22 protein-coding genes are annotated in these 26,763 nt (G+C 45.4%); 14 read left to right on the top strand and 8 right to left on the bottom strand.

Going from position 1 to position 26,763, the window contains the following annotated elements:
- Positions 1–10 precede the first annotated feature (10 nt).
- Positions 11–1,015 carry a sulfotransferase gene (locus L1D21_RS10160; protein WP_239845133.1) on the bottom strand — a complete coding sequence of 335 codons (1,005 nt, stop codon included), beginning with the start codon at positions 1,013–1,015 and terminating at the stop codon, positions 11–13.
- A 100-nt stretch (positions 1,016–1,115) separates the two neighbouring features.
- Complete coding sequence (locus L1D21_RS10155) at positions 1,116–1,547, bottom strand: GNAT family N-acetyltransferase (RefSeq protein ID WP_239845132.1); 432 nt, start codon at positions 1,545–1,547, stop codon at positions 1,116–1,118.
- Positions 1,548–1,802: 255 nt separating this feature from the next.
- Between L1D21_RS10155 and L1D21_RS10150 the strand changes: the two genes are divergently transcribed.
- Positions 1,803–2,957 (top strand): efflux RND transporter periplasmic adaptor subunit, encoded by a 1,155-nt coding sequence (locus tag L1D21_RS10150; protein ID WP_239845131.1) that lies wholly within the window; start codon positions 1,803–1,805, stop codon positions 2,955–2,957.
- Positions 2,957–6,067: a multidrug efflux RND transporter permease subunit gene (locus L1D21_RS10145; protein ID WP_239845130.1), complete on the top strand. Its 3,111-nt coding sequence runs from the start codon at positions 2,957–2,959 to the stop codon at positions 6,065–6,067. The genes L1D21_RS10150 and L1D21_RS10145 overlap by 1 nt, the downstream gene beginning before the upstream one ends.
- A gap of 67 nt (positions 6,068–6,134) precedes the next feature.
- Here the strand turns inward: L1D21_RS10145 and L1D21_RS10140 are convergent, their stop codons facing one another.
- A complete protein-coding gene (locus L1D21_RS10140) occupies positions 6,135–7,232 on the bottom strand; it encodes a PepSY-associated TM helix domain-containing protein (protein ID WP_239845129.1) in 1,098 nt (365 codons plus the stop codon).
- 379 nt (positions 7,233–7,611) lie between these two features.
- Positions 7,612–9,279 (bottom strand): energy-dependent translational throttle protein EttA, encoded by a 1,668-nt coding sequence (gene ettA / locus L1D21_RS10135; protein ID WP_239845128.1) that lies wholly within the window; start codon positions 9,277–9,279, stop codon positions 7,612–7,614.
- A gap of 242 nt (positions 9,280–9,521) precedes the next feature.
- Between ettA and L1D21_RS10130 the strand changes: the two genes are divergently transcribed.
- The 10 genes from L1D21_RS10130 (at position 9,522) to L1D21_RS10085 (ending at position 18,910) form a co-directional block, all read left to right on the top strand.
- Positions 9,522–11,216, top strand: a complete 1,695-nt coding sequence (locus tag L1D21_RS10130; RefSeq protein WP_239845127.1) for a DUF3943 domain-containing protein — start codon at positions 9,522–9,524, stop codon at positions 11,214–11,216.
- Positions 11,217–11,508: 292 nt separating this feature from the next.
- Positions 11,509–12,765, top strand: a complete 1,257-nt coding sequence (gene glyA, locus L1D21_RS10125) for a serine hydroxymethyltransferase (protein ID WP_239845126.1) — start codon at positions 11,509–11,511, stop codon at positions 12,763–12,765.
- 95 nt (positions 12,766–12,860) lie between these two features.
- Positions 12,861–13,325 carry a transcriptional regulator NrdR gene (gene nrdR, locus L1D21_RS10120; RefSeq protein ID WP_239845125.1) on the top strand — a complete coding sequence of 155 codons (465 nt, stop codon included), beginning with the start codon at positions 12,861–12,863 and terminating at the stop codon, positions 13,323–13,325.
- A gap of 38 nt (positions 13,326–13,363) precedes the next feature.
- The gene (gene ribD, locus L1D21_RS10115) at positions 13,364–14,497 is read left to right on the top strand and encodes a bifunctional diaminohydroxyphosphoribosylaminopyrimidine deaminase/5-amino-6-(5-phosphoribosylamino)uracil reductase RibD (RefSeq protein ID WP_239845124.1); all 1,134 of its coding nucleotides are present in this window, start codon (positions 13,364–13,366) and stop codon (positions 14,495–14,497) included.
- A 6-nt stretch (positions 14,498–14,503) separates the two neighbouring features.
- The gene (locus L1D21_RS10110) at positions 14,504–15,166 is read left to right on the top strand and encodes a riboflavin synthase (protein ID WP_239845123.1); all 663 of its coding nucleotides are present in this window, start codon (positions 14,504–14,506) and stop codon (positions 15,164–15,166) included.
- Positions 15,167–15,231: 65 nt separating this feature from the next.
- On the top strand, positions 15,232–16,335 hold the full coding sequence (gene ribBA / locus L1D21_RS10105) for a bifunctional 3,4-dihydroxy-2-butanone-4-phosphate synthase/GTP cyclohydrolase II (RefSeq protein ID WP_239845122.1): 1,104 nt from the start codon (positions 15,232–15,234) through the stop codon (positions 16,333–16,335).
- Positions 16,336–16,458: 123 nt separating this feature from the next.
- Complete coding sequence (gene ribE, locus L1D21_RS10100) at positions 16,459–16,935, top strand: 6,7-dimethyl-8-ribityllumazine synthase (RefSeq protein WP_239845121.1); 477 nt, start codon at positions 16,459–16,461, stop codon at positions 16,933–16,935.
- A gap of 14 nt (positions 16,936–16,949) precedes the next feature.
- On the top strand, positions 16,950–17,354 hold the full coding sequence (nusB, locus tag L1D21_RS10095; protein WP_239845120.1) for a transcription antitermination factor NusB: 405 nt from the start codon (positions 16,950–16,952) through the stop codon (positions 17,352–17,354).
- A gap of 102 nt (positions 17,355–17,456) precedes the next feature.
- Positions 17,457–18,419, top strand: coding sequence for a thiamine-phosphate kinase (gene thiL / locus L1D21_RS10090; protein WP_239845119.1), 963 nt, complete (start codon positions 17,457–17,459; stop codon positions 18,417–18,419).
- Positions 18,416–18,910 (top strand): phosphatidylglycerophosphatase A, encoded by a 495-nt coding sequence (locus tag L1D21_RS10085; RefSeq protein WP_239845118.1) that lies wholly within the window; start codon positions 18,416–18,418, stop codon positions 18,908–18,910. The genes thiL and L1D21_RS10085 overlap by 4 nt, the downstream gene beginning before the upstream one ends.
- Before the next feature lie 66 nt (positions 18,911–18,976).
- Here the strand turns inward: L1D21_RS10085 and L1D21_RS10080 are convergent, their stop codons facing one another.
- The 4 genes from L1D21_RS10080 to yegQ form a co-directional block, all read right to left on the bottom strand.
- Positions 18,977–20,143, bottom strand: a complete 1,167-nt coding sequence (locus L1D21_RS10080; RefSeq protein WP_239845117.1) for a hypothetical protein — start codon at positions 20,141–20,143, stop codon at positions 18,977–18,979.
- Between the two features lie 155 nt (positions 20,144–20,298).
- On the bottom strand, positions 20,299–21,960 hold the full coding sequence (gene recN / locus L1D21_RS10075) for a DNA repair protein RecN (RefSeq protein ID WP_239845116.1): 1,662 nt from the start codon (positions 21,958–21,960) through the stop codon (positions 20,299–20,301).
- Positions 21,961–22,435: 475 nt separating this feature from the next.
- The gene (locus tag L1D21_RS10070) at positions 22,436–22,693 is read right to left on the bottom strand and encodes a YfhL family 4Fe-4S dicluster ferredoxin (protein WP_239845115.1); all 258 of its coding nucleotides are present in this window, start codon (positions 22,691–22,693) and stop codon (positions 22,436–22,438) included.
- A gap of 14 nt (positions 22,694–22,707) precedes the next feature.
- Positions 22,708–24,072 (bottom strand): tRNA 5-hydroxyuridine modification protein YegQ, encoded by a 1,365-nt coding sequence (gene yegQ / locus L1D21_RS10065; protein ID WP_239845114.1) that lies wholly within the window; start codon positions 24,070–24,072, stop codon positions 22,708–22,710.
- A gap of 278 nt (positions 24,073–24,350) precedes the next feature.
- On the opposite strand from yegQ, the gene L1D21_RS10060 reads away from it, so the two are divergent.
- The gene (locus L1D21_RS10060) at positions 24,351–25,193 is read left to right on the top strand and encodes an HDOD domain-containing protein (protein WP_239845113.1); all 843 of its coding nucleotides are present in this window, start codon (positions 24,351–24,353) and stop codon (positions 25,191–25,193) included.
- A gap of 66 nt (positions 25,194–25,259) precedes the next feature.
- Complete coding sequence (locus L1D21_RS10055; RefSeq protein ID WP_239845112.1) at positions 25,260–26,762, top strand: bifunctional diguanylate cyclase/phosphodiesterase; 1,503 nt, start codon at positions 25,260–25,262, stop codon at positions 26,760–26,762.
- Position 26,763 lies beyond the last annotated feature (1 nt).

The raw sequence follows: 26,763 nt of genomic DNA, 5'->3' as shown, positions 1-26,763 counted from the left end.
TTCGACTCCGTTAGGTGAGCTGACCGTGGCATTGCTTAAAACGTTTATTGGAACCACAAGGACAGGGAGCATTTCTGGGTGTACCAGCATATTTATCATTATTTACCTGTGGTGCTGCAGGAGCCAATTCATCGGGCCAACGAGTGTCAAACTCTTGTTGACCGCTTTGTTTTAATAATTGGTTGATCTGCAGTAGTGTCGGTTGAACCTGAGGCCAGATAGACTCAATTTCTCGATAATGCAGCAACCATTTATTGAGTTTTGGCTTTGTTACCGTATAACGAGAGTAGGGTAACTCACCGCTGCAAAGGGTCTGTAAGCTGCTATCGAATGGAATTTCTAAGTGCTCGCAGATCTGTTTAACCGTGGCAGTAGGATTATTGATAAGTTGGCGGTAGTTAACTATTTTCCAGCGAGATCGCGGCAGTTGGCTGAGGGCATCGATAATGCTCTGGTTCGCTTGTTGCCACTGAAAACATGCTACTTGCTGCAGAGGTTTACCTTTCATTGTCTGCCACTGTTTAGGTAATAACAGTGACCAGTCGCCATTCCATCCAGGTAAACCTGGATAGGTTCTAAAGCGTTGGCTTTGCCACGCCTGCATGATGCTGTTGATATTTTCTTTGGGATCGCGAACTAGGTAGATAAACAACGCGTCGGGGAACAGTTTATTTAAAAATGGGATTCTAAGGCTGTTTTTTGGGGTTTTTTCTAAGAAACGAATCGGCCCCATATCAGGCCGATAAGCCTGTTGTTGATGATCTTTTAGTTGCTGCTGAAAGTCAGCCAGTAAGGCTTGATGTATCGATTCATCCCAATCAGTTTCATCTAAGGCATTGGACTCAAAGTTTTTATGGGTAATGTTGAGTTGGCGGTGCTTTTCAATCACATGATGACTCTCACCGCCGATAGTCCAAAGACTTTGGCTATGGGACAAGATCTCAAACATCAGAGTACTGCCTGAACGTGGAGCCGATAAGATGATAATGGGTCGGTCAAAACAAGATGAATTCAAGCTGGCGTACCTTTAAATAAGCATGTTTTATTATTGTTATAGTTTGCCTACTTTAATGTTATTGCCAAAAAACTCAACCTCAGCTTGAAGCGGTTTATCTTTAAGGTTCATTAGAGCTGTGGCACATAAGGTAGAGTGACTTGCCTTCTCTTGTGTATCTACTGAATAAGTCTCGGATTTCTGCTGGCGCTTGTCGATCGCCTTCAAATTGATGTTGTTGGTAAAAATTGCGCAGATGAGGCAGAGAAAATAGAAAGCTTGGCGCACTTTCCAAGTGAGGCTTTAGTGCCTGCATCAGTTGATGCCCGACACCTTGGCCGCGATTGCCGGGATGAACCAAGATTCCTGTTAGCAATTGATATGAGCCTATGGGCCTTAACCTTACTGCCGCGATTATTGGCTTACTTGCTGAGTTTTCGGCAAAAAATACCCCAAGTTTTTCTTTCTTCGTCAGCCGAGCGTGGGGCATAAATTTTTTGTAAAAACCAAATGCCTCTATGCGCTCATCGTCATTGAGCCAGTGAAGTTGCATGGGGTCTCCGCTGTAGTTTTGCCCAGCCTAACAGAAGTAGAAATTGGGATAAATACAGTTTTGAGTCAATATCTTCATTGAAAGTGGTTTTTATTCATGTTTATTGCTCATTTTTGTACTGAATATATATCTTGTTGCAATTTAAACGGGGTTTTCCGGCTTGTGTTTGCTCAGATTTACACTGCTTTACTCTCAAAATGGCCTTTGTTATTTACAATAGCCACCAATGGGCACAGTTAAATAGCGAACATAAAAATGAATAAGAAACTGCTTGTTACCTCAATTTTACTGGCAACGATGTCGTTAGTGGCATTTAGCCAATTTTCTTTTGCAGAAAAATCTCAACAGCAAAATCAACCAAACACAGCTCAACAAAAACCACAAGTTAAGCTCGCCACTCCTACTGGCCGAGTGGTACCCATTGTGAGCGGAGCCGTGTCAGAGCATCAGCTGACGCAACATATTTCGCTGATTGGAAAGTTAGAAGCACAGCGTTCGGTGGATATTGCTGCCGAAGTAGCGGGCAAGATCACTCAGATTAATGTCGATGCTAACGAGCTTATTCAAGCCAACCAAATCTTAGTGGTGCTCGATGATGCTAAGCCTAAAGCCAGTGTGGCGGAGGCGAAAGCCTACCTGAGCGATGAGCAGCGTAAATTGGATGAATATCAAAAGCTCAGTGGCAGCCATGCCATTACGCAAACTGAAATTGCGGCGCAAAAAGCCAGCGTCGATATGGCGTTAGCGCGTTTACAAGCGGCACAAGCTGAGTTGGACTTTCACACTATCCGAGCGCCATTTTCGGGAACTGCAGGCTTAGTGGATTTTAGTCTGGGCAAAATGGTTTCTGCGGGCAATGAGTTACTGAGTCTGGATGATCTATCGTCGATGCGTTTGGATGTTCAAGTGCCTGAGATGTATCTGTCGCGTCTGTATATCGGAATGGAGGTCACGGCGATAAGTCGTGCGTGGGAACAGGAAACCTTCAGCGGCAAGGTGGTGGCTATCGACCCTCGTATTAATCCCGACACCCTTAATTTAAAGGTGCGTGTGAGTTTTGATAATCCTAACAATAAGTTAATGCCGGGGATGTTGATGACCGCCGATATTGGCTTCGCGCCAGTGACCGAGCCTGTGGTGCCTGTGCAAGCATTGGAGTATTCAGGCACTAAGCGTTTTGTGTATGTGATTGATAATCAAAATGTAGCTCGCCGCACTCAAGTGACCTTAGGGGCGCGGATTGGTGATGAAGTGTTAATCACAAGTGGTGTAAAAGTGGGTGACAAAATCGTGGTGCAGGGATTGGTTAATATGCGCGATGGCATTCGTGTCGATGATCTGCTGGAAACCAATGAGCAAGCAAGTACTGAACTGGCCAATAATGCAGCGACTTCAGGAGGACGCGGCTAATGTTGCTATCTGATGTCTCGGTTAAACGTCCGGTTGTAGCAATTGTTTTAAGCTTGCTGTTGTGTGTGTTCGGTATCGTTTCATTTACTAAGCTTGCTGTGCGTGAAATGCCCGATGTCGAAAGCCCTGTTGTGACAGTGATGACCACCTATACTGGCGCTTCGGCGACCATTATGGAGAGTCAGATCACCACGGTGCTTGAAGACGAACTCACAGGTATCAGTGGCATCGATGAGATTACTTCGGTGACCCGAAACGGCATGTCGCGAATTACTATAACTTTCGATATGGAGTGGGATCTCACTGAAGGGGTGAGTGATGTGCGTGACGCGGTGGCGCGGGCACAGCGTCGTTTGCCAGACGAGGCCAATGACCCCATTGTTTCTAAAGATAACGGTTCGGGTCAGCCATCGGTTTATATTAATCTCAGTTCGTCCAATATGGATCGCACTCAGCTAACCGATTATGCGCAGCGCGTATTGCAAGACAGGTTTAGTCTGATCACCGGAGTCAGTTCGGTCAATATTTCTGGCGGGCTCTATAAGGTGATGTATGTTCAGTTAAAGCCTGAACTCATGGCAGGACGAGGTGTGACTACGGCCGATATTATCTCTGCGCTGCGCAGTGAAAACATTGAAAGCCCAGGTGGTGAAGTACGTAACGACACCACAGTGATGGCGGTGCGTACTGCACGACTCTACTATCACCCAGAAGATTTTGACTATCTAGTGGTGCGAACTGCCAACGATGGGACGCCGATTTATCTTAAAGATATCGCCTCTGTGTTCGTGGGCGCCGAAAATGAAAACTCCACCTATAAAAGCAATGGCGTTCCTAACCTGAGTTTAGGCATTGTTGCGCAATCTGATGCCAACCCTCTGGAAGTGGCGAAGCAAGTGCGCAGTGAGGTAGACAAAATTCAAAAGTTCCTGCCTGAGGGGACTAAGCTTACTGTCGATTACGACTCTACTGTGTTTATCGATCAATCGATTAATGAAGTATATAACACCTTGTATATCACGGGCGTGTTAGTGGTTTTAGTGCTGTATATATTTATTGGTCAGGCAAGGGCGACGCTTATCCCTGCAGTTACGGTGCCTGTGTCTTTGATCTCGGCTTTCATCGCGGCTAACTTCTTTGGTTTCTCTATCAATCTATTGACCTTGATGGCACTGATTCTAGCTATCGGTCTGGTAGTCGATGATGCCATTGTGGTGGTGGAAAACATTTTCCACCATATTCAAAAAGGACAACCACCACTGCTAGCGGCCTATAAAGGGGCGCAGGAGGTTGGCTTTGCCGTTGTTGCAACTACCGCAGTATTGGTAATGGTGTTTTTACCTATCTCTTTTATGGACGGTATGGTTGGCCGTCTGTTTACCGAGTTTGCGGTGACATTAGCCATGTCTGTAGTGTTTTCTTCCATCGTGGCGTTAACCTTAACGCCGGTGCTCGGCAGTAAAATGCTCAAGGCCAATGTTAAGCCTAACGGTTTTAACCGCTTGATGGACAGATTGTTTGCTCGATTAGAAGCTGGCTATCGTGTGTGGGTGGTTAAAGCGGTACGCTGGCGAATTGCTGCACCTTTGGTGATTATCGCCTGCATTATCGGCAGTGGTTTGTTGATGCAAAACGTGCCTTCACAGCTTGCCCCTCAAGAAGATAGGGGCGTGATGTTTGCCTTTGTTAAGGGCGCAGAAGGCACCAGTTACAATCGCATGACCGCAAATATGGATATTGTGCAGCAGCGACTAATGCCGCTTCTTGGTCAGGGGGTATTGAAATCATTTAGTATTCAGGCACCTGCATTTGGTGGTCGAGCCGGAGATCAGACAGGCTTTGTGATCATGCAGCTAGAGAAATGGGGCGATCGCGATGTGAGCGCGCAGCAAGCATTGGGTATTGTTTCTCAAGCGCTAAAAGGTATTCCAGATGTGATGGTGCGCCCAATGCTACCTGGTTTTCGTGGACAGTCGAGCGAGCCAGTGCAGTTTGTTTTAGGTGGCTCAGATTACGATGAGTTATTTAAGTGGGCGACTAAGTTAAAAGAGGTGGCCGATGAGTCACCAATGCTTGAGGGCGCCGATTTAGATTATGCCGAAACGACTCCAGAGATGTTGGTGACTGTCGATAGAATTCGTGCTGCCGAGTTGGGAATTAGCGTTGCCGATGTGTCAGAAACCCTAGAGGTGATGCTAGGCGGGCGCAGCGAAACCACCTTCATCGAGCGTGGTGAAGAGTATGATGTTTACCTGCGAGGTAATGAAGACAGCTTTAATAGCATGGCGGATCTGAGCAACATCTATATGCGCTCAGCCAAGGGCGATCTTATCTCTCTCGATGCCATCACCCATATTGAAGAGGTGGCTTCAGCTAATAAACTGAGCCACACCAATAAGCAAAAATCGATCACCATGAAGGCTAATTTAGGAGCTGGCTACACCTTAGGTGAGGCGCTGGATTTCCTCGACGATCAAGCAATCAATATGCTACCAAGCGATATCTCGGTGAGTTACACCGGAGAGTCAAAAGACTTTAAGGAAAACCAAAGCAGTGTTTTAATCGTCTTTGGCTTAGCCTTGCTGGTGGCTTACTTGGTGTTAGCGGCTCAGTTTGAAAGCTTTATTAATCCGTTGGTGGTGATGTTTACTGTGCCTATGGGGGTCTTCGGTGGTTTCTTAGGCCTGTATTTAATGGGACAAGGGCTCAATATCTACAGTCAGATCGGTATGATCATGTTGATTGGTATGGTGACTAAAAACGGTATTCTTATTGTGGAGTTCGCTAATCAATTACGTGACCGAGGCCGTGATATTGAACAGGCGATTATTGATGCGTCTGCAAGACGTTTACGTCCTATTTTGATGACGGCATTTACTACCTTAGTGGGTGCAATTCCGTTAATTATGTCAACTGGTGCAGGCTCTGAGAGTCGAATTGCCGTTGGGACAGTGGTGTTCTTCGGTATGGCGTTTGCTAGTTTCGTTACCCTGTTTGTTATTCCCGCCATGTATCGTTTGATTTCAGGTAATACACGTTCGCCGGGATATGTTGAAGCGCAATTAGAGCAGGCGATAGAACAGCAGAAACAATTAGCTAAACAAGCGTAAGGGCTAATGCCTGTAATAAAAAAGCCAATGGTTATTCATTGGCTTTTTTGTAAGCAATAAGATGAGATTAGGCGGTAGCAGTACGGGGTTGGCTGGCACGTTTAGCCTTTTGTGGCTTGCGGCGTTTGCGCCACATGAGATAGCCAGATAATGCCATTAAGCTTGGGAAGAAGCCGATGATGCACCAGATCACCTTAGTTACCATTCCGCCAAAGTTACCATAATGCAGTGGTCTAAAGCTGTCGGTAAATTGATATAGCGCGCCGCTCTTGGTGACATCCAGCGCGCCAGTTGATTTCCCTGTTTGGTCATCGAAACTCACGATTGAACCAAAGTCGCTGCGAAGCACACCTTTGTCTGTAGCAGCACCAAATAGGTGAATGCCTGGGTAACTCTTATCAGGAAAACGCACATAGCTAGCTTGGAAGTTGTCGATGGACTTAGCCGCATCTACCAGCAAGGCATCAAAGTTGAGGCTCTTGTTATAGTAAGCTTGTGTGATAATAAATTGTGCCTGATCCGGTTCATTCGACTCTTCAATCAAGTGATCTATGTTCCACCAAGCGCCGGTAAAACCTAAGATTAAAAACAGCGGCGCGCCGATGATCCCCAGCATTTTATGGGCATCGCTCAGAAACAGTCGCAGACTCTTGTTCCATCTTAAGGTGAAGAAAGTGCGCCAGAATTGACGGTGTAGAATAAAGCCCGAAATAGCGAGCAAGATTAGTACTATTGATACCACACCTGTGACGACTAAGCCCACATGGTCTGCAAGTAGTGTGTAATGCAGTTCCAATAACCAATCGGTTAGGAAATGGGTTAAAGAGACTGGAGGGCTGAGTAATTGGCCATTGCTCGGATCGGCATACAGCATCTGCCAATCATAGGTCCCTTGTTTAGCGACATATAATCTATCGGCTTCACCGGCTGCAGAGGCAAATTCCCAACCTAAAATTTCATGTTCGGGTAGGGCGCTGTCGGCGTCATTGACTAATTGGGTAAAAGATAATCTCTCTTCGGCGCTGGCATAAACGACTTCTGGCATCAGCCATTGATCGATTTCTGCCTTAAATACGAGTAGGCTGCCGGTCAGAGCAATGATAAACAGTGGCAATGCAGCAAATAGACCCAACCAACCATGCCATTTCCATAAAATTCGACGCATTTTTTACCTTGTTCTATAAAGTCTTATTTACTGGACTTGTTTATTACCGTATCAAGTTCAGTTAAATCTGCTGAGGACTCTAACAATATCCATAACAGAGTCACAACCTTGGCTATCTCTTATATGCGGTTGAAGCGCGATAGCGTAAAACGAGAGGTCATACTCTAGCGGTTTTGCATATTCAATAGTATGACAAATCATCTGAGATACTATCATTAATGGTAATAGTTCGCATTTATATTTACACGAATTTGGCGGCTAGATCATAAAAAGGGATTTTTGTTGATTTGTGTAGCTCTAAACTGAGGCATAAATGGTGCTAAAGTGCAAAAAAAACGGAGACATAAGTCTCCGTTTCTGTATTGCTAAGTTTAAAAGATTACTTATTGATACGCTTGTACTTGAGACGATGTGGCTCAATGACGTCGGTACCTAAAGTTTCTTTTAACCAAGTAGAGTATTCGGTGTAGTTACCTTCGTAGAAGTTCACTTTACCTTCATCTCGGTAATCAAGAATATGGGTGGCGATTCTGTCTAAGAACCAACGGTCATGGGAAATTACCATGGCACAACCAGGGAACTCTAATAGCGCCTCTTCTAGTGCACGTAAGGTTTCCACGTCGAGATCGTTGGTGGGCTCATCCAGTAACAGTACGTTACCGCCCGCTTGTAATAGTTTAGCCAAGTGAACACGGTTACGTTCACCACCCGAGAGGGTGCCAATGATTTTCTGCTGATCGCCACCACGGAAGTTGAAACGTCCAACATAAGCACGGCTTGGGATCTCTGTGTTGTTGATGCGCATGATGTCTTGACCACCGGAGATCTCCTGCCAAACGGTGTTCTTATCATTCATCGAGTCGCGGAACTGTTCTACAGAAGCAATCTGTACTGATTCACCCACTTCGATGTTACCGCTATCAGGCTGCTCTGTACCACTGATCATCTTAAACAGGGTTGATTTACCCGCACCGTTGGCACCGATAATACCGACAATCGCTCCCTTAGGAATAGAGAAGCTTAAGTCGTCAATCAACACGCGATCGCCATAAGACTTAGTGAGGTTGTTCACTTCAATCACCTTGTCGCCCAAACGTGGCCCAGGTGGAATGAACAGCTCATTGGTTTCGTTACGCTTTTGGTAATCGTTGGTGTTAAGTTCTTCGAAGCGTGCCATACGCGCCTTGCCTTTCGACTGGCGACCTTTAGCCCCCTGACGTACCCATTCCAGCTCTTTGGCAATGGTTTTTTGACGAGCACTTTCGGCTGCTGATTCTTGCTGTAGACGAGCATCTTTTTGCTCAAGCCAAGAAGAGTAGTTACCTTCCCATGGAATACCTTCACCACGGTCGAGTTCTAAGATCCAGCCTGCGGCGTTATCGAGGAAGTATCTATCGTGGGTAATCGCCACCACGGTACCGGTATAATCTTGTAAGAAGCGCTCTAACCAAGCGACAGATTCGGCGTCTAAGTGGTTGGTTGGCTCATCGAGTAGCAACATATCTGGCTTTTCAAGGAGTAAGCGACAGATAGCCACACGGCGACGTTCACCACCGGATAACACTTCAATTTTTTCATCCCAATCTGGCAGACGTAGCGCATTGGCTGCACGTTCAAGAATGTTATCTAAGTTATGGGCATCTTGTGCCTGAATAATGGCTTCGAGTTCGCCTTGTTCTTTGGCTAGTGCGTCAAAGTCGGCATCGGGCTCAGCATAGAGTGCATAAACTTCGTCGAGGCGGGTGAGGGCATTCTTTGCTTCAGAAACCGCTTCTTCTATAGCTTGACGGACGGTTTGTTCGGGATCGAGTTTAGGTTCTTGGGGGAGATAACCTATTTTCAGATCTTGCATTGGGCGCGCTTCACCCTCAATTTCGGTATCGATACCGGCCATGATGCGAAGTAGCGTCGACTTACCTGAACCGTTTAGGCCAAGTACACCAATTTTGGCGCCAGGGAAAAAGCTTAAGGAGATATCTTTTAAGATTTGCTTCTTGGGCGGAACGATTTTTCCTACCCGCAGCATGCTGTAAACAAACTGAGCCATAGACTATTTACTCATTAACCAAACATGGTTGGCAATTCTACTGCAATCGGCAGGGAACTTAAATCGGCTTACACACGAAATGCGTCTTCCATGGTTAGAAAGTGACGCTATTATTTTGTGTTAGCTGCGGTATGGGTCAATTAATGCCAATGAAAAAAACAGAGGTGGGTTTCGTTTGGCTCAGGCAAAAAATATTGATAACATCTACGTCACATTTGGCAGTAGAGTTTCTGCCGCGGTAGATGAAAGATAAAGGAACCATCTTGATAAACATTCGTCCTTCAAAACTTGCGCTTCATATTTCATTACTTTGTAGTTGTTTTGCCAGTGCTGCGGTCCTTGCCGATCCCTCGACGAGTGTAGCTTCTGCTACTAGCGTTATTATCCCTTCTACCGCAGAGGCTGATACCAGAGCCAATAACTCATTATCAGCAGCGAATTATGATGTCACTTTGGCTTATGCCAATACTACTCGGCAAAGCGATTTTGATCTGGCTAACTTTTCAGGTGATGCCAGTGGTTCAAGTGCAACCACACAAAAAAACTGGTGGGGAGCCACTGCTGAGCTGTCAATTTTGATGGTGATGGGCGAGTTGCTGTACAAAGTTGGTGAAGACAGCATGGAGGTGGATCAGGATTATGAGCTCAGTGGTAATGAGGCGAAATATTTTTGGAACCGTTTAACCGACGAAGAATATTGGAAATATGACGATAATGATATCGGTATGAATTGGGGCCACGCCTATGCTGGTGCCCTGTATTATCAAGCTTTTCGTAATAATGGCTTTAATTATTACGAGTCGTCATTAGGTACCTTATTTTCGTCGACCTTTTGGGAAGTAGTGGCCGAATATAAAGAAGTGGTTAGCATTAACGATCAGATCGTCACGACTTGGGGTGGGATGGTATTGGGGGAAGGGCTATTTCAGTTCTCCGAAATGCTGGCCACTAAAGATGGCTGGATCCCGACCACATTAAGCTGGGCATTCAATCCTGGACAAATGGTGTTTGGCTGGTTTGATGCCGCAAGTCCGGCACGTTTTAATCGCAGTAAAGTTAAAGATGAATTTAATCTCTATACCGGTGTACGTTACAGCGATAAACAGCAAGCAGATGTAACCAGTACTATGATGACTTTCGGTATGGAAGCTAGTGTCGATAGTCGTGCAGGTCATTACGACAATTTTAGTTCGACGCCGACTTGGGTTGAGATGCAGATGGAGACGGGGATTTCACAAGAGGGAGTGGAAGACTGGCAGATGACGACGCAATTATTGCTTGGGGGTTATGCCGGTCAACAACAGAGTCACAGTGCACTTGCCGATGCTTGGTCACATAGTTTCTATATCGGTCCATCGACAGGTATGGAATATACCAGCATAGGTCTTGAAGAAGATGAAGACTTTTATGCCGTGGTCAACCTTCTGGGGCTTTCGCTTGGAGGCGAATGGGCTAATCAAGATCTGAAGTTCAGTGTTAGAAGCGATATCTTTGGTGACTTTGCCATGGTCAAACCCTTTGCAACCAAAGATTATCATGCCCAAGGATTACATTTTTGGGGCACTAAGTCAGTGCTGTGGGAAGGTGAGTATGGCTACACTTGGGGACATACCTTCAATCTTTCTGCTGAAGCCAGTTATCGTAATTTAGCCTTAGGATTTAAGATTAAATCTCAGCGCTGGGACTCTATCGATGGTAAGAATCGTGAGCGTCAACCAGGCTGGAACCCAAATGTCAGAGATGTTGACTTCAAAGATGCTAGAGATCGCTATCAAGTGTATCTGAGTTATGAGGTCAACCAAGATATCAGTATTACCGCACATCATGAGCGAATCGATAGAAGCGGTGAGATACATGGTATCGATATTCCGAGTATTTATAGTCGTCTCGATGATACTGAGCAACGTAGCTGGATAGAGGTCGTATTTCATTATTAATGGCAGCAATAGCTGCATAAATCCCCGCTTCTTGTGCTGGTAGACTTTGTTGAAAATAAAAAACACTGTTTTCACGCAAGAGGCTGTAATGGCGTAGTTTTATATTTGCTTAGCAATACCCTTGGCAAAACAATACCTCAGTTAGCCCCTTGCAAAAGACTAAAGTGCTTTAGCAGCATTTTTACAGTTTAATCGCAATCAATTTCATGTTGTAAATGCTGGGATTGTGATCGATTGCACTGTAGAATACCGCGCAACCCTACTTACTACGATTTTACAGCTGGAGTCACCAATGCTGAAAAAAGAAATGAATATCGCGGACTTTGATCCACAACTGTTTCAAGCGATCCAAGATGAGACTCGTCGTCAAGAAGAGCATATTGAGCTTATCGCTTCAGAAAACTATACCAGTCCTCGTGTTCTAGAAGCACAGGGCTCACAGCTTACAAATAAGTATGCTGAAGGCTATCCAGGTAAGCGTTATTACGGTGGTTGTGAGTATGTAGACATTGCTGAAGAGCTGGCTATTTCTCGTGCTAAAGAATTGTTTGGTGCAACTTATGCCAACGTTCAGCCACACTCTGGTTCTCAAGCAAACTCAGCGGTATTTATGGCGCTACTTCAGGGCGGCGATACTGTGTTAGGCATGAGCCTTGCTCACGGTGGTCACCTGACGCACGGTTCGCACGTAAGCTTCTCTGGCAAGTTGTATAATGCGGTTCAGTACGGTATCGACGAAACTAGCGGTAAGATTGATTACGCCGAAGTTGAACGTCTTGCTGTTGAACATAAGCCAAAGATGATCATCGCCGGTTTCAGTGCTTATTCAGGCATTATCGATTGGTCCAAGTTCCGTGAGATCGCTGACAAAGTAGGTGCATATCTGTTCGTGGATATGGCTCACGTCGCTGGTCTGGTAGCTGCAGGTATTTATCCAAATCCATTACCACATGCACACGTTGTGACAACCACGACTCATAAGACATTAGCCGGTCCTCGTGGCGGCTTGATTTTATCGGCTTGTGATGATGAAGATATCTATAAGAAACTAAACTCAGCGGTATTCCCTGGTGGCCAAGGTGGCCCACTCATGCACGTTATTGCAGCTAAAGCCGTTGCCTTTAAAGAAGCATTAGAGCCAGAGTTCAAAGCATACCAGCAACAAGTGGTTGTTAACGCTAAGGCGATGGCAAACACCTTTATTGAGCGTGGTTATGATGTTGTTTCTGGTGGTACCGATAACCACCTATTCCTACTTGATCTTATCTCAAAAGATATCACTGGTAAGGATGCGGACGCGGCACTGGGTCTTGCGAACATCACTGTGAACAAGAACTCAGTACCCAATGACCCACGTTCACCTTTTGTGACGTCTGGTCTACGTATTGGTTCTCCAGCAATTACTCGTCGTGGCTTTAAAGAAGCGCAAGCGGTTGAGCTAACCAACTGGATGTGTGATGTGTTAGATGACATCACTAACCAAGATACAATCGAGCGTGTGAAGCATCAGGTGCTTGATTTGTGTGCTAAGTTCCCTGTTTATGGTTAACCTTAAGGGTTAAATCAGGTAAACTTTGATGGCCGCTACGTTAGCGGCCATTTTTGTTTCTATCATTCCTATTTTAATAACACCGGAGAGGCTCAATGTATTGTCCATTTTGCAGTGCAACTGAAACTAAGGTGATTGATTCCCGTTTGGTCGCCGATGGTCATCAGGTTCGCCGCCGTCGTGAATGTTTAGAGTGTCATGAGCGCTTTACCACCTTCGAAGGTGCAGAGCTGGTGATGCCCAGAGTGGTCAAGCAAGATGGTAGTCGTCAGCCCTTCGACGAAGAAAAATTACGTGGCGGTATGCTTAGAGCCGTTGAGAAGCGTCCGGTTTCTATGGATCAAATAGAACAAGCCATCAGTAAAATTAAATCGACTCTGCGTGCGACAGGCGAGCGCGAAGTGACATCTGAGATGATAGGCAACTTGATGATGGATCATCTGTTTAATCTCGATAAGGTGGCTTACATTCGTTTTGCTTCTGTGTACCGCGCCTTCGAAGATGTTTCTGAATTTGGTGAGGCGATCGCCAAATTACAGAGTCCTAAGTCGATCAAATAATCCCCAACTTTAGTAACTGCTTAGGTGGATCAGCGCCAATGCCGTGGTCAACATTCGATCTAGAGATGATGGCAAGAGCCATCAAACTCGCCCGTAAAGGGCAATATACGACTCAACCTAATCCAAGTGTTGGCTGTGTGATCACCCAAGAAGATAAGATCGTGGGTGAAGGTTATCATATAGCTGCTGGTGGCCCTCATGCCGAAGTGCATGCGCTAAAAATGGCGGGCGAGCAAGCCATTGGGGCAACCGCTTACGTGACCCTTGAACCTTGTAGCCATTATGGCCGCACGCCGCCCTGTGCCGAGGCATTGATTAAGGCTAAGGTGGCGCGAGTGGTGGTAGCGGTTACCGACCCTAATCCGCAGGTTTCTGGCCGTGGTATTGAGATGCTGCAGCAACAAGGTATTAAGGTTGAAGTTGGTTTACATCAAGCTGAAGCGGCAGCGCTTAATCCCGGGTTTATGAAACGTATGGCGACAGGTTTGCCTTGGGTGAGTGTTAAGCTAGCTGCTAGTCTCGATGGTAAAACGGCACTTTCTAACGGGGTATCAAAATGGATCACCGGCCCCGAGGCGCGTCAAGATGTGCAACGTATGCGTGCTCGTCACTGTGCGGTGATCACTGGCATTGAAACGGTTCTGGCCGATGATCCTAGTTTGAATGTGCGCCCGCAGGAGCTTGGCAGCTTAACAGAGTCAATCGATCTTCAGCTTATTAAGCAGCCGCTGCGAGTGGTGCTTGATAGTAGAGCACGTCTAGGTGGTGATGCTAAGCTATTTACCAAAGACGCGCCGATTTTATTGGTATCGACTCAGCCTTATTCTCAAGTGGTGCAAGCGGGTTGGCCAGAGCAAGTATCGCATCTGCAACTGCCTGCGGTAGATGGGCGTGTGCCGCTAAATGAATTACTTAAACATCTAGGGCAAAGCTGTAATAGCGTGATGATTGAAGCCGGTGCAACCTTAGCTGGAGCCTTTATTTCAGCGCAACTGGTTGATGAATTGGTGTTGTATCAGGCACCTAAACTCCTAGGGAGCCATGGGCGTAATTTAGTTGAACTTGCAGATTATCAGCAGATGCAGGACTTGCCCCATTTAGTATTAACAGATGAGCGTAAAGTGGGCGTCGATAGACGTTATCGCTTTACTTTTACAGACCCAAATAAGTAGGTAGTCATGTTTACTGGGATCATTGAGTCCGTTGGAACTCTGACAAAAATTGAACGTCGTGGTGACGATATTCGTCTGACAGTGGCAAGTGGTAAGCTTGATTTAAGAGATGTAAAACTGGGGGATAGTATTGCCACTAACGGTGTCTGTCTGACCGTAGTTGAATGCTTGGCTAATGGCTATGTAGCCGATATTTCTGCAGAAACGGTGGCGCTCACTGGATTTGCATCTTATCAAGTGGGTCAGGCGGTCAATTTAGAAAAAGCCGTTACCCCGACAACTCGCTTAGGCGGTCATATGGTCAGTGGCCATGTTGATGGTGTTGCCAGTGTCGATGAACGCATCAATCGTGGCAAGGCTATCGAGTTTTGGCTTACTGCGCCAAAGGCATTGGCACGTTATATAGCTCACAAAGGTTCGATTACTATCGATGGTGTTAGCTTAACGGTGAATGAAGTACAAGATGAACGTTTTCGTCTCACGATCGTGCCTCATACCGCCGCCGAAACCACACTGTTGCAGCTTAAAGCTGGCGATAGTGTCAATATCGAAGTGGATTTGATTGCAAGACATCTAGAGCGGTTGATCGGTTATGCCGCGAAAGATACTGAGGTAAAAAGCAGCGAAGTGACAATGGATCTGTTAGCTCGCTCAGGCTTTTTAAGATAGCCACTGGCAATAGCGGTAAATAGCCGCTTAAATATTCAAACTATAAAAATTTCAAGGTGTCACTAATGGCATTACATAGCATAGAAGCAATTATCGAAGACATTCGTCTAGGTAAGATGGTCATCTTGATGGATGACGAAGATAGAGAAAATGAAGGCGACCTGATCATGGCGGCAAGTTTAGTGACGCCAGAAGCCATCAACTTTATGGCCACCTATGGCCGAGGTCTTATCTGCCAAACCTTGACTAAGCAGCGTTGTCAGCAATTGAAGTTACCTCTGATGGTAACCAATAATAACGCCCAGTTCTCAACTAACTTTACAGTTTCTATTGAAGCAGCCGAAGGGGTGACTACCGGTATTTCAGCCCATGACCGTGCGGTTACCGTTCAGGCCGCGGTGGCGAAAGATGCTAAGCCGGCCGATATTGTTCAGCCGGGTCATATCTTCCCATTGATGGCGCAAGAAGGTGGTGTATTAATTCGTGCCGGGCACACCGAGGCTGGATGCGATTTAGCTAGACTGGCAGGTCATGAGCCTTCGGCGGTGATCGTTGAGATCCTTAATGACGATGGCACCATGGCTCGTCGTCCAGATTTAGAAGTCTTCGCTGAAAAGCATGGCTTAAAGATGGGCACCATTGCCGATCTTATTGAATATCGCAACACTAAAGAGACCACGGTTGTACGTGAGGCAAAATGTAAATTGCCGACTCGCTTCGGTGAGTTCGAGATGATCACTTACCGTGACACCATCGATAACCAGATTAACTACGCCTTAGTTAAAGGCGAGGTGAAACCAGACTGTTTGGTGCGCGTTCACTTACAAAACACCTTTAACGATCTGCTTTATTCTGAGCGAGATGAGAAACGCAGCTGGCCACTAGAGAAAGCGATGGCACGTATCGCCGATGAAGGTGGTGTGCTGTTGATTTTAGGTCACCAAGAGTCAAACGATGAATTGCTGACCAAGGTGAAGGCCTTTGAAGCTGAAGATAATGGTGATGTTGCAGCATCGGCTCAGTGGCAAGGGACTTCGCGTCAAGTCGGAATAGGTTCACAGATCTTGAGTGATGTAGGTGTGACCAAGATGCGCCTGTTAAGCTCGCCTAAGCGTTATCATTCTTTGTCGGGTTTTGGTTTAGAAGTGACTGAATATATTTCAGAATAATTGCTATATGAGTGATTTCACTCAATTGATATAAATTGCATGGGGATCAACGTCGAGGGCTGTGCTATCATAGCGCCTCTTTTTCCCGTGCCGGGTTTTTTAAAGCTAATTTAGGTGAGATGAATGAACGTTGTTCAAGGTAATATCGAATCGAAAAATGCCAAAGTTGCTATCGTGATTTCACGTTTTAACAGCTTTGTAGTTGAGAGTCTGCTTGATGGTGCGGTAGATACATTAAAGCGTTTCGGTCAAGTTGAAGATGACAATATCACAGTTGTACGTGTTCCTGGCGCAGTAGAACTTCCTCTCGCAGCGCGTCGTGTTGCAGCAAGTGGTAAATTTGATGGTATCATTGCATTAGGTGCAGTGATCCGTGGTGGTACACCACATTTTGATTTTGTTGCAGGCGAATGTAACAAAGGTCTGGCTCAAGTAGCACTTGAATTCGACCTACCTGTTTCATTTGGTGTATTAACTACTGATACCATTGAGCAAGCTATTGAGCGCTCTGGTACCAAAGCAGGTAACAAAGGCGGCGAAGCAGCACTTGGCTTGCTTGAGATGGTTAATGTTCTGCAAGAACTAGAACAGCAGTTGTAAGATTAGGAACGAGAATGAAACCTTCAGAGCGCCGTAAAGCCCGCCGATTAGCGGTCCAAGCTATCTATTCATGGCAGCTAAGCGGAAACAATGTTGCCGATGTGGAACATGAGTTTTTAACTGAGCAGAAAATTGATGGAGTCGATGTTAGCTATTTCCGTGAATTGCTATCGGGTACTACCACAAAATGTGCGCAGATAGATGAGTTAATCACTCCCCATATTGAGCGTCCATTCGATGAGGTTTCACCTATCGAAAAGGCCGTATTGCGTCTTGCGACCTACGAGCTTGAGTATCGTAAAGATGTGCCTTTTAAGGTTGCTATCAACGAGGCGATTGAGCTGGCTAAAGCCTTCGGTGCCGAGGATGGGCATAAGTTCGTTAACGGCATACTCGATAAGATTGTTGCTCGTAAGTGATGATGAAACGGTGTCCTAGGATGCCGTTTTTTATGCCAATCAATGGTATACGCCCCCTCAAGGAAGTAGGGGAAATTTAACTTTAATAATGGTTGCCCAACTGTGAAAGAGTTTAAAGTAATAGATCGTTTTTTTTCCGAACGTGGTCAGCAGCGTCGTGATGTCGAACTCAGTGTTGGCGATGACTGCGCCTTAGTGAATCCCGCCGAAAATAAATCCATCGCTATCAGCTGTGATACTTTAGTTGAGAATGTGCACTTTTTTCCTGATATTCCCGCTAAGGCTTTAGGCTATAAAGCCCTTGCGGTTAACCTATCAGATTTGGCGTCAATGGGTGCAGAGCCTGCGTGGATGACATTGGCTATCACTCTACCTGAGATTGATGAAGCTTGGCTCGAGGCGTTCAGCAATAGCTTAGGTGCTACAGCCGAATATTATGGTTTAGCCTTAGTTGGTGGTGATACGACTCGCGGACCTAAGTCGATAACCATTACCATCAATGGACAAGTGCCTACCGGCAAAGCATTGACCCGAAGCGGAGCTCATAATGGCGACTGGATTTATGTTACCGGCACCTTAGGGGATTCGGCATTGGGTCTAGATGTGCTGCGTGGTAAGCAAGAGTTATCTGATGAGGCGACGGCGTATTTTATCGAGCGTCATTATTATCCTACGCCAAGGGTATTAGCTGGTCAGGCGCTACGGGATCTCGCTTCAAGCGCTATTGATATCTCCGATGGATTAGTGGCTGATATTGGCCATATTCTTTCGCGTTCGGGTGTAGGCGCTGTGATCGATGTTGATGAATTGCCTATTTCTGAATGGATGAGTAAATCTGTCACCTTAGAACAGGCCTTAGGTTATGCGTTAACTGGTGGCGAAGATTATGAGCTGCTGTTTACTGTTCCTGAAGCTCAGCGTGGAGCCTTAGAAGTTGCTCTGTCTCATGCTGGGGTTTCCTTTGCTCAGATAGGTCAAATTTCAACGGGTGATAAGCTGCGTTTGCTTAAAGATGGCAAGCCATTTGAGCCAGTTAATTTTGGTTTTGAGCATTTCGAGTCATGAAGCTATGGTGTAACGATCCCTATGTCAGCAAGCTTTCTCTGAAGAACCCAATTCATTTTTTAGCTTTAGGTTTTGGTTCTGGCTTAGTGGCTAAAGCGCCTGGTACTTTCGGAACGCTAGCGGCTATTCCCTTGTATCTATTGATGATGAACTTGTCATTATCTTGGTATTTGGGGTTAACACTGCTTAGCGTTATTGCTGGTTTTTATATCTGTGATAAAGCCTCTAAGGATATGGGCGTACACGACCATGGCGCCATCGTTTGGGATGAAGTAGCGGGTTTACTTATTACCTTAATCGCCGCTCCAGCGGGCTGGGTTTGGTTATTAGTAGGCTTCGTGCTGTTTCGAATTTTTGATATCTTAAAACCTTGGCCGATTAAGTGGCTAGACGCTAAAGTTCATGGCGGTTTCGGGATTATGATCGACGATGTCTTGGCTGGAATATTTGCCTTGATTTGCTTGCAAGGGTTGGCTTATTGGCTAGGGTGACCATTATCTTTTTGATTTTAATAAAAACCGACTCGGTTTATCGAGTCGGTTTTTTTTATGTTTGCTTTAAGTCTTATTACTATAGGGTGAAGTCTCATCAGCATTTATATTATTAATTGGGTTCAGTCTAGTGACTAAGCCTTGGCGTTGCTGCTCTAGTTTTTCAAACTTTTGCTTATATCGATCAAACGAGGGGCCAGTACACACCAATATTTTACCAATGGGATTGTAGACGACATAGGTAATATTGGATAAGAATGCGCTGCATTGTGGATCGGCGCTCTCGGATAGCAAATTATTTGCCAAGCGGTTACTGGTATCTTGGGGTTGATAAAGACGTTTAGCGAACCAACTGAAGAGCTGTTCATACCACGGAGAGTCTATTTCAGATGATTCGACTGATATCATTTTTTCCAAAAGCTTGTTGCCAAATTGCCATTCACCTAATTTGACTTGATCAAAAGAAGATATCGACTCAGGGAGCGGTTGTAACCAAGTTTCAGGAGACTCAATAGGCGTGTTCATTGCGCTGATGATCATCTCCCCCTGCAGCATATTTTCCCGCATGGCTGAACTGGTGATCATTTTGGTGATTAGTTGCTGGGTGTGCTCAGCGACATTTTGCCAAAACTGCATATCATGATTCAGTGTTTGGCTAACTGAGGAAGTATCTCCTGCACTTGCTTGAGTATAAATATCTAGCAAATATAGCTTCTGCGCAGTCAGAATAAGGGCATAGGCAGTATGTAGCTTATCAACATCTGTAAATAGAACATCTTCCCATTCGGGCTTACTCTGCATGGTCAGATAGCGTTCAATCAACCAGCGGTGTTCAGTTAATAATTCTGATAGTTGGCTGCTGTCCATTTCACTTTGGCACGCCGAGATAAAATCCTGTCGTTTCAGACAGGGAATATCGGGTCGTTTTACCGGCGTATTTGTTGTTTCTGCTGGTGAATTAAATCGAATATCAGAGCGAATAAGCGCCAAGCCCTTTCCTGTGGCTGACTCGTTTTTGGGCGCATCGAATCCTAATGCAATTAGATAGCCGTTATTGTCACCGATATTTTGTATTTGTTGGAATTTGTAATCTATTTGGGCTTGATAGGCTTTCACTTGCTCTGAAGGCGCGGTATCAAACAGATTTATGATGACTAGCAGCAAGTATAAGCTTATGGGTAGCATGATAAGGCTGATTAAAATCCATTTGAGTGCTCTAAAAAAGTGAGCCATCAGGTTTCCTTTCTAATTAGTATTTATATATCAATCACTTTATCATAATAAAGAGTCAGGTAAAGTAGATAAAAAAGACGCGAACCATTGCAGATCCGCGTCTTAGACTGTGCTTCTATTGTAAGACGTCGCTAGCTGTTAAGTTGATTTAGTTGCTAGTGCTGTAGTAACTCTTGGGCATTAGCTAAGGTGTTGCTAGTGATAGTATCGCCACCAAGTAAACGAGCTAGCTCTTCAATACGCTGGTTTTTATCTAACGGCACCATAGAGGTTTCTGTTTGTCCCGCCTTGCTCTGCTTATTAACAAACATATGTTGGTGGCCATTACCTGCAACTTGTGGCAGATGGGTAACACATAAGACTTGGGTCGATTCACCCAATGAGCGCAGCATTTTACCCACCACTGCAGCTGTAGGTCCGGAAATACCCACATCGACTTCATCGAAGATCAATGTTGGAGTGGCGACCTTCTTAGCCGTGATGACTTGAATACCCAAACCGATACGAGATAGCTCACCGCCTGAGGCGACTTTGGCTATGGATTGTAGCGGTTGTCCCGGGTTGGTGGTGACTTGGAATTCGATACTGTCACAACCATTAGGTGTCATAACTTGTTCGTTAAATTCAACATCGATAACAAACTTGCCCTTTGGCATACTCAGTTCATGGATCGACTGGGTAACTTGTTTATCTAACTCTTTAGCGTATCGACTGCGACTTTGGCTGAGCTTTTTAGCATGAACGATATAGCCTTGTTTGCAGCTCTCTAGTTGTTCTGCAATCTCGATCAGTTTTTCTTCATCTGAATCTAAGCTTGATAGCTCTAATTTTAAGGCTTGATGATGTTGATACAGTTGGTTAGCGGCCACATGATGTTTGCGCGCTAATTGCATTATTTTAGATAGCCGTTGTTCCAGAAAGGCAAAATGTTCTGGGTCTAATTCTAGGCCGTCGAGATAACGCTGTAACTCATTGCCACTTTCTTGTACTTGAATTAATGCTTCGTTGAGCATAGTGCCAATAGCATTGAGTTCGGGATCGTAGCCTTCCAAATCTTGCGCCTGATCGATAGCCTGATTCAGTATAGATTCTGCGTTAGCTTGTTCGCTGTCTTGCAGCAGGTATAAGGTTTGTTGACAGGTTTGTACTAGCGCAGTGCCATTAGCGAGTTTTTTGTGTTCTGCTTCAATCTCTTCAAACTCAGTTTCACCTAAGTCGAACTCATCGAGCTCTTCTACTTGATATTGCAGCAGCTGCTTACGAGCGATGCGCTCATGTTGTGATTGCTCAAGTTGCTGAAGCTCTTTTTCAATCAACTTAAAGCGTTGATAACTGGCGCTGACACTGTCTAACAACATGCGATGGTTAGCATAGCTGTCTAGCAAGGTGAGTTGATGCTCACTTTTCAGCATGGCGTGATGAGCATGTTGGCCGTGGATACCTATCAAGAGTTGACCCAATGCGCGCATTTGGCTTAACGGTACCGGGTTGCCGTTAATGTAGGCACGTGAACGGCCATCACTGCTGATAGTTCGGCGCAGAATACATTCATCATCAAGCTCAAGATCATTATCTTCTAACCAGCGCTTTGCGTTGGGGATATCGATTAATGAGAAGCGAGCACTAACTTCGGCTTTAGTGGCTCCGGGTCTAACCGTGCTGGCATCGGAGCGGTTACCTAAACACAGGCCTAGGGCATCGATGGCGATAGACTTACCGGCACCTGTCTCTCCGGTAATACTTGTCATACCGGTTTTAAAGTCGAGTTCTAAGAAGCGGACAATGGCAAAGTTATTGATGCTAAGCTGGCAAAGCATGATGACATCCTTTTACAAAGTACTGTATTAATGAACAGTATATACTGATTTTTTATACAGTAAATACCTGTGCGCTTTTTAAACGTTAAAATTTTTATAGTCAGTGAGTTTGTTATTGTAGCCAATGATGCAGCAGAGGTATGGTGGCAAAACTAATTACTATGCTAAAGCTTATGGTTTGGGTGCTGCTGGTGACACCGACATTATATCTGTGTGCCAGTAAATATGCGCAAGCTGCGGTAGGCAGTGCTGCGAGTAATCCCCATTTGTAGCAATCTTCCACCCACATTGAGTTGACTAAGAATCCAATTCGCAATCGTGTGTACAAAAAAGAGAAGACGAATAATCTTCTCTTTTTATTTGCTGTGAATTTAGTAGGGCTAAGACTCCCGTTACTATTATTAACTTCTAGCCAAACTTAACTTCTAGCCAAACTTAACTGGGTAGCCAATTTTAATCCCCCTGTATCCGATTTCTAGTCGATTGGCTTACCCGTGATCAGGTGGTATTTTACCAGCAGTTCATCTTCAGACTCTTGATGAACAGGATCGGGGTCAATACAGTCGATAGGACACACTGACACACAAGTGGGCTTGTCATAATGGCCGACACATTCGGTGCACAGGTTTGGATCTATCTCGTAGATCTCTTCACCTATGGTGATCGCTTGGTTTGGGCACTCGGGCTCACACATGTCACAGTTGATGCAGCTGTCGTCGATCAATAAAGCCATTATCTTATGCTCACTTATACGGCCTGGTGAGGATTACGGGTATTTTGTCCGTCGGTTAAGTTACGCATTAAGATGGCTTTATCTATCTCAACCTCTTGCGGAACCGGCAGAAAGACAAAATGGCCTGAACCTAATCCGGCTTCAACACTCTGGCCTTTGCGGTTTTCTAGATGTTCGATAGTCAGGTTGATATTGCCTTGTGGTGTCATCAACTCGACGCTGTCACCGACAGAGAACTTATTCTTCACATCGATTTCAGCCATGCCTTTCTCGTTGCGCTTACCGGTTAATTCGCCGACAAATTGCTGAGTATCACTAATAGAGTAACCATAGTCGTAGTTTTGGTATTCATCATGTACATGACGACGCAGGAAGCCTTCGGTGTAACCTCTGTGTGCCAAGCCTTCAAGCTGATACATAAGGGCTGGATTAAATTCGCGTCCCGAGGCGGCATCTTCAATGGCTTGGCGATACAGCTGCGCGGTACGTGCCACGTAATAGAAAGACTTAGTGCGGCCTTCAATTTTGAGTGAGTCGATGCCCATTTTGGTTAAACGTTCAACATGCTGGATGGCACGAAGATCTTTCGAATTCATGATATAGGTACCATGTTCATCTTCGAAAGCGGGCATGTATTCGCCTGGACGTCCAGCTTCTTGCAGTAACACCACATCGTTACTCGGTGCGCCTGCGCCTAAGGTTGGACTGTGCATCTGTACTTCAGGGTTAACCGCGACGATATCACCCGTTTCGGTTTGCACCGCTTCGTGGGTATCGTATTTCCAGCGACAAGCGTTTGTGCAAGTCCCTTGGTTTGGGTCGCGTTTATTGATGTAGCCTGACAATAGACAGCGGCCCGAATAAGCCATGCACAATGCGCCATGAACAAACACTTCTAGCTCGATATCGGGACAACGCTGGCGGATCTCTTCAATTTCATCCAGCGATAACTCGCGAGACAGGATCACTCGCTTGATCCCCTGTTGTTGCCAAAACTTCACCGATGCCCAGTTGATGGCGTTGGCCTGTACCGACAGATGCACCACTTGATCAGGGAATGCCTCACGAACCATCATGATAAGTCCAGGATCTGACATGATCAGCGCATCAGGCTGCATATCGACCACAGGTTGCATATCTTTGATATAGGTTTTTAATTTAGTGTTGTGAGGTGCAATATTACTGACAACATAGAGTTTTTTGCCTAAGCTGTGAGCTTCTTGAATACCTGTTGCAAGGTTTTCCATCTTGAAATCATTGTTTCTTACACGCAGGCTATATCTTGGCTGACCCGCGTAGACAGCATCGGCGCCGTACGCAAAAGCATAACGCATATTTTTAAGCGTCCCAGCGGGAGACAGTAGCTCAGGTTTAAACATAATTTCTCTCAATAAACAGGTATCAACTAGGTTGGGGCGGGCATTTTACTCAATGCAAGGAGCCATATGCAAATTAGAAACTGTTTATTTTGTGGTCAGTGTGAAACAGTGCAATAAAATTTGTTTGTCATTGGTTTATTTTTGAATGACAACTAATCAAAGTTTAGCCAAAATCAAACAAATTTTTAACCAAATGGCGAATCTTTAACCCTTGTGGGTTAATAAGAGCTGATATACTCAGGCTGATTATCATTGGCGTGTTTTGTTAAGGAGTGCAAATGTCTAACGAGCATCAACTGCTGGTAGGATTATTAAAGAAGTTGAAGGCTGATGCCTTAGTATTACCAACTTTGCCAGAAGTGGCTATGCGCGTTCAGGAGGTTGTTTCACGCCCTGACTCCAGTCCAAAACAAGTGGCCGAAATTATTGGTCAGGATGCAGCGATTTCGGCGCGAATGATCAAAGTGGCCAATAGTGCCTTATACAGTCGCGGGATTAAGGCCGATAACGTCAACAGCGCCGTTACGCGTATCGGTCTGACACAGATTAAATCGATTGCCACCTCTGTTGCTATGGAACAGCTGTTCATTTCGACCAATGAGATGGTGTGGGAAGTGATGGATGAAGTGTGGAATGCCTCGATTGAAGTGACTTCTGCTGCCTGTGCGTTACTGCAGAAATATAACCAAAGTCATCCGGGGAGTGGTTTAAATTACGATACCTTGACCCTTGCAGGTCTGGTTCACAACATCGGTGCTTTACCGGTATTAACTGAGGCTGAAGCTCACCCCGATATGTTTACCAGTATTGAGCAGCTTAGAGCCTTAGTGCGTAAGATGCAGGGCCCGATTGGCCGTGCCGTATTGAAGAGTTGGGATTTCTCTCCAGAAGTGATGGAAGTGGTCGAACGGTGGGCCGATTTACCTTATTTACCTGATCATGTGACTTATCTGGACTTTGTGCGTTCGGCGGCATTTTATACCGGTGAGCTGCGTTCGGGTAATGAGCTTGAAGCTCGCTTAACGGCGTTTGCAGAGCGTGGACTCCCTGTAACGCCTGAATACTTAAGTTCTGAAGAGTTTCTTGAGAACTATCATTCAATTAAAGAAAGTTACCAATAGTTGTTAGCGTAAGAGAACTCTGCTAATAATGGAGTTTCACTTTCTCCTTAATTTTTAAGGCACAATGTGAGCGTCACTGAACTAAGTTGGATTTTTGCTTACATCATCGCCATTGGCATCGCTGGTACTATTTATGTGTACCGGCATAGACAAGCTGACCTACGGTTTTTACAGCGTTTAATTGCGCAGCTAAGGGGTCAGAATAAAGTGCGTAAGCCTTTATCTATCAACAAAGTGCCTTTTCGTTATGTTCCTCTTTATCTACAGTTACAAAAATTGCTCGAACAACTGCCACCGCCATCGGGTCGCGATAAACTAACCGGTTTGATTAATCGTCTTGGCTTAAAGGCGAAGCTCACTCGCCGAATGCCGGTCACCCATGGCATGTTTGTACTAATCGATATCTACCGTTTTCGCTATGTCAATGACCTGTTTGGTTTCTCTTTTGGCGATGAATTATTGCTGAGCATGACAGAGCGATTGACCAAACAGTTAGGCGAGAGAGACATTTTGGCTCGCATGAATGAAGATGAGTTTCTGATCTTTTTCCATGAGCCATTGGATGAAACCCAGTTAAACGTATTACAACATATACTGCAGCAACCTATCCGCATTAAAGAAACCACCATCAACCTGCAGATCCAGTTAGGTTATTTAGATTTGGCGTTACATCATAGTGATGTCAGTCAGATGCTGAGACGATTAGATTTAGCCATGATCCGGGCTAAAGCCGATCCCAATTTGATTGCCAGTTATCAAGCGGGTGATGACGTTAGCCAGCACCGACAGTTAACCATTATAAGTTGCTTCCCTAAGGCGCTGAAGAAAAATGAACTCTATATGGTTTATCAGCCTAAATTTAATGTGAAAACAGGCGATTGTACTCATGCTGAGGCATTAATTCGCTGGGATAGCGATCTCCTAGGCTCTGTATCGCCAGGAGAGTTTATTCCGCTGTTGGAATGCGCGGGGATGATCAGCATGCTCAGTCAGTGGGTGATTGAACAGGTCGCTGCCCAACAACGTCGCTGGCAGGACGATGGCATTATGATGCAGGTGGCGATTAATCTGGCCATTGAAGACTTAAGCAGCAAGCACTTGTGCGAATCGATATTAGGCCAATTAAAGCGCCACCGACTCAGTCCTGAACTGTTAGCTATCGAAGTGACCGAAAGTCAGTTGATGACAGATATGAAGCGTACCGTTGCGGTGTTAAATCAGTTAAAACGTGCTGGGATCAACGTCGCAATCGATGATTTTGGTACTGGGCACTCTTCACTCGCTTACCTTAAACACCTTCCGGTGGATGAAGTTAAAATCGACAGGGCATTTCTAATCAATATCGATAAAGATCCCCGCGGCCAACATATTCTTAGCAGCGCCATTGAATTGGCTAAAGGCCTAGGTTTTTGCGTAACTATTGAAGGTGTTGAAAATCAATCGACTTTTAACATGTTGCAGAAGATGGGCGCCGATAAAATCCAAGGTGATATTTTTGCCAAACCCATGACAGCCGCAGAACTAGAGATGCACTGGGATAAACTTAATCGAGTCTCTTCATTAGCTTAAC

It is taken from the genome of Shewanella sp. Isolate11, assembly GCF_022398315.1.
GTDB lineage: Bacteria > Pseudomonadota > Gammaproteobacteria > Enterobacterales > Shewanellaceae > Shewanella.
The sequence above is the reverse complement of the archived record's forward strand: the minus strand, read 5'-3'. Positions and strand labels throughout refer to the sequence as shown.

Coding starts and splice junctions, on each gene's coding strand:
- yegQ (WP_239845114.1), bottom strand. CDS start 24,072: ATGTTTAAACCTGAGCTACTGTCTCCCGCTGGGACGCTTAAAAATATG.
- L1D21_RS10130 (WP_239845127.1), top strand. CDS start 9,522: ATGAAAGATAAAGGAACCATCTTGATAAACATTCGTCCTTCAAAACTT.
- nrdR (WP_239845125.1), top strand. CDS start 12,861: ATGTATTGTCCATTTTGCAGTGCAACTGAAACTAAGGTGATTGATTCC.
- L1D21_RS10070 (WP_239845115.1), bottom strand. CDS start 22,693: ATGGCTTTATTGATCGACGACAGCTGCATCAACTGTGACATGTGTGAG.
- L1D21_RS10145 (WP_239845130.1), top strand. CDS start 2,957: ATGTTGCTATCTGATGTCTCGGTTAAACGTCCGGTTGTAGCAATTGTT.
- ettA (WP_239845128.1), bottom strand. CDS start 9,279: ATGGCTCAGTTTGTTTACAGCATGCTGCGGGTAGGAAAAATCGTTCCG.
- recN (WP_239845116.1), bottom strand. CDS start 21,960: ATGCTTTGCCAGCTTAGCATCAATAACTTTGCCATTGTCCGCTTCTTA.
- glyA (WP_239845126.1), top strand. CDS start 11,509: ATGCTGAAAAAAGAAATGAATATCGCGGACTTTGATCCACAACTGTTT.
- nusB (WP_239845120.1), top strand. CDS start 16,950: ATGAAACCTTCAGAGCGCCGTAAAGCCCGCCGATTAGCGGTCCAAGCT.
- L1D21_RS10155 (WP_239845132.1), bottom strand. CDS start 1,547: ATGCAACTTCACTGGCTCAATGACGATGAGCGCATAGAGGCATTTGGT.
- L1D21_RS10140 (WP_239845129.1), bottom strand. CDS start 7,232: ATGCGTCGAATTTTATGGAAATGGCATGGTTGGTTGGGTCTATTTGCT.
- L1D21_RS10060 (WP_239845113.1), top strand. CDS start 24,351: ATGTCTAACGAGCATCAACTGCTGGTAGGATTATTAAAGAAGTTGAAG.
- L1D21_RS10080 (WP_239845117.1), bottom strand. CDS start 20,143: ATGGCTCACTTTTTTAGAGCACTCAAATGGATTTTAATCAGCCTTATC.
- L1D21_RS10110 (WP_239845123.1), top strand. CDS start 14,504: ATGTTTACTGGGATCATTGAGTCCGTTGGAACTCTGACAAAAATTGAA.
- ribE (WP_239845121.1), top strand. CDS start 16,459: ATGAACGTTGTTCAAGGTAATATCGAATCGAAAAATGCCAAAGTTGCT.
- L1D21_RS10085 (WP_239845118.1), top strand. CDS start 18,416: ATGAAGCTATGGTGTAACGATCCCTATGTCAGCAAGCTTTCTCTGAAG.
- ribBA (WP_239845122.1), top strand. CDS start 15,232: ATGGCATTACATAGCATAGAAGCAATTATCGAAGACATTCGTCTAGGT.
- L1D21_RS10150 (WP_239845131.1), top strand. CDS start 1,803: ATGAATAAGAAACTGCTTGTTACCTCAATTTTACTGGCAACGATGTCG.
- ribD (WP_239845124.1), top strand. CDS start 13,364: ATGCCGTGGTCAACATTCGATCTAGAGATGATGGCAAGAGCCATCAAA.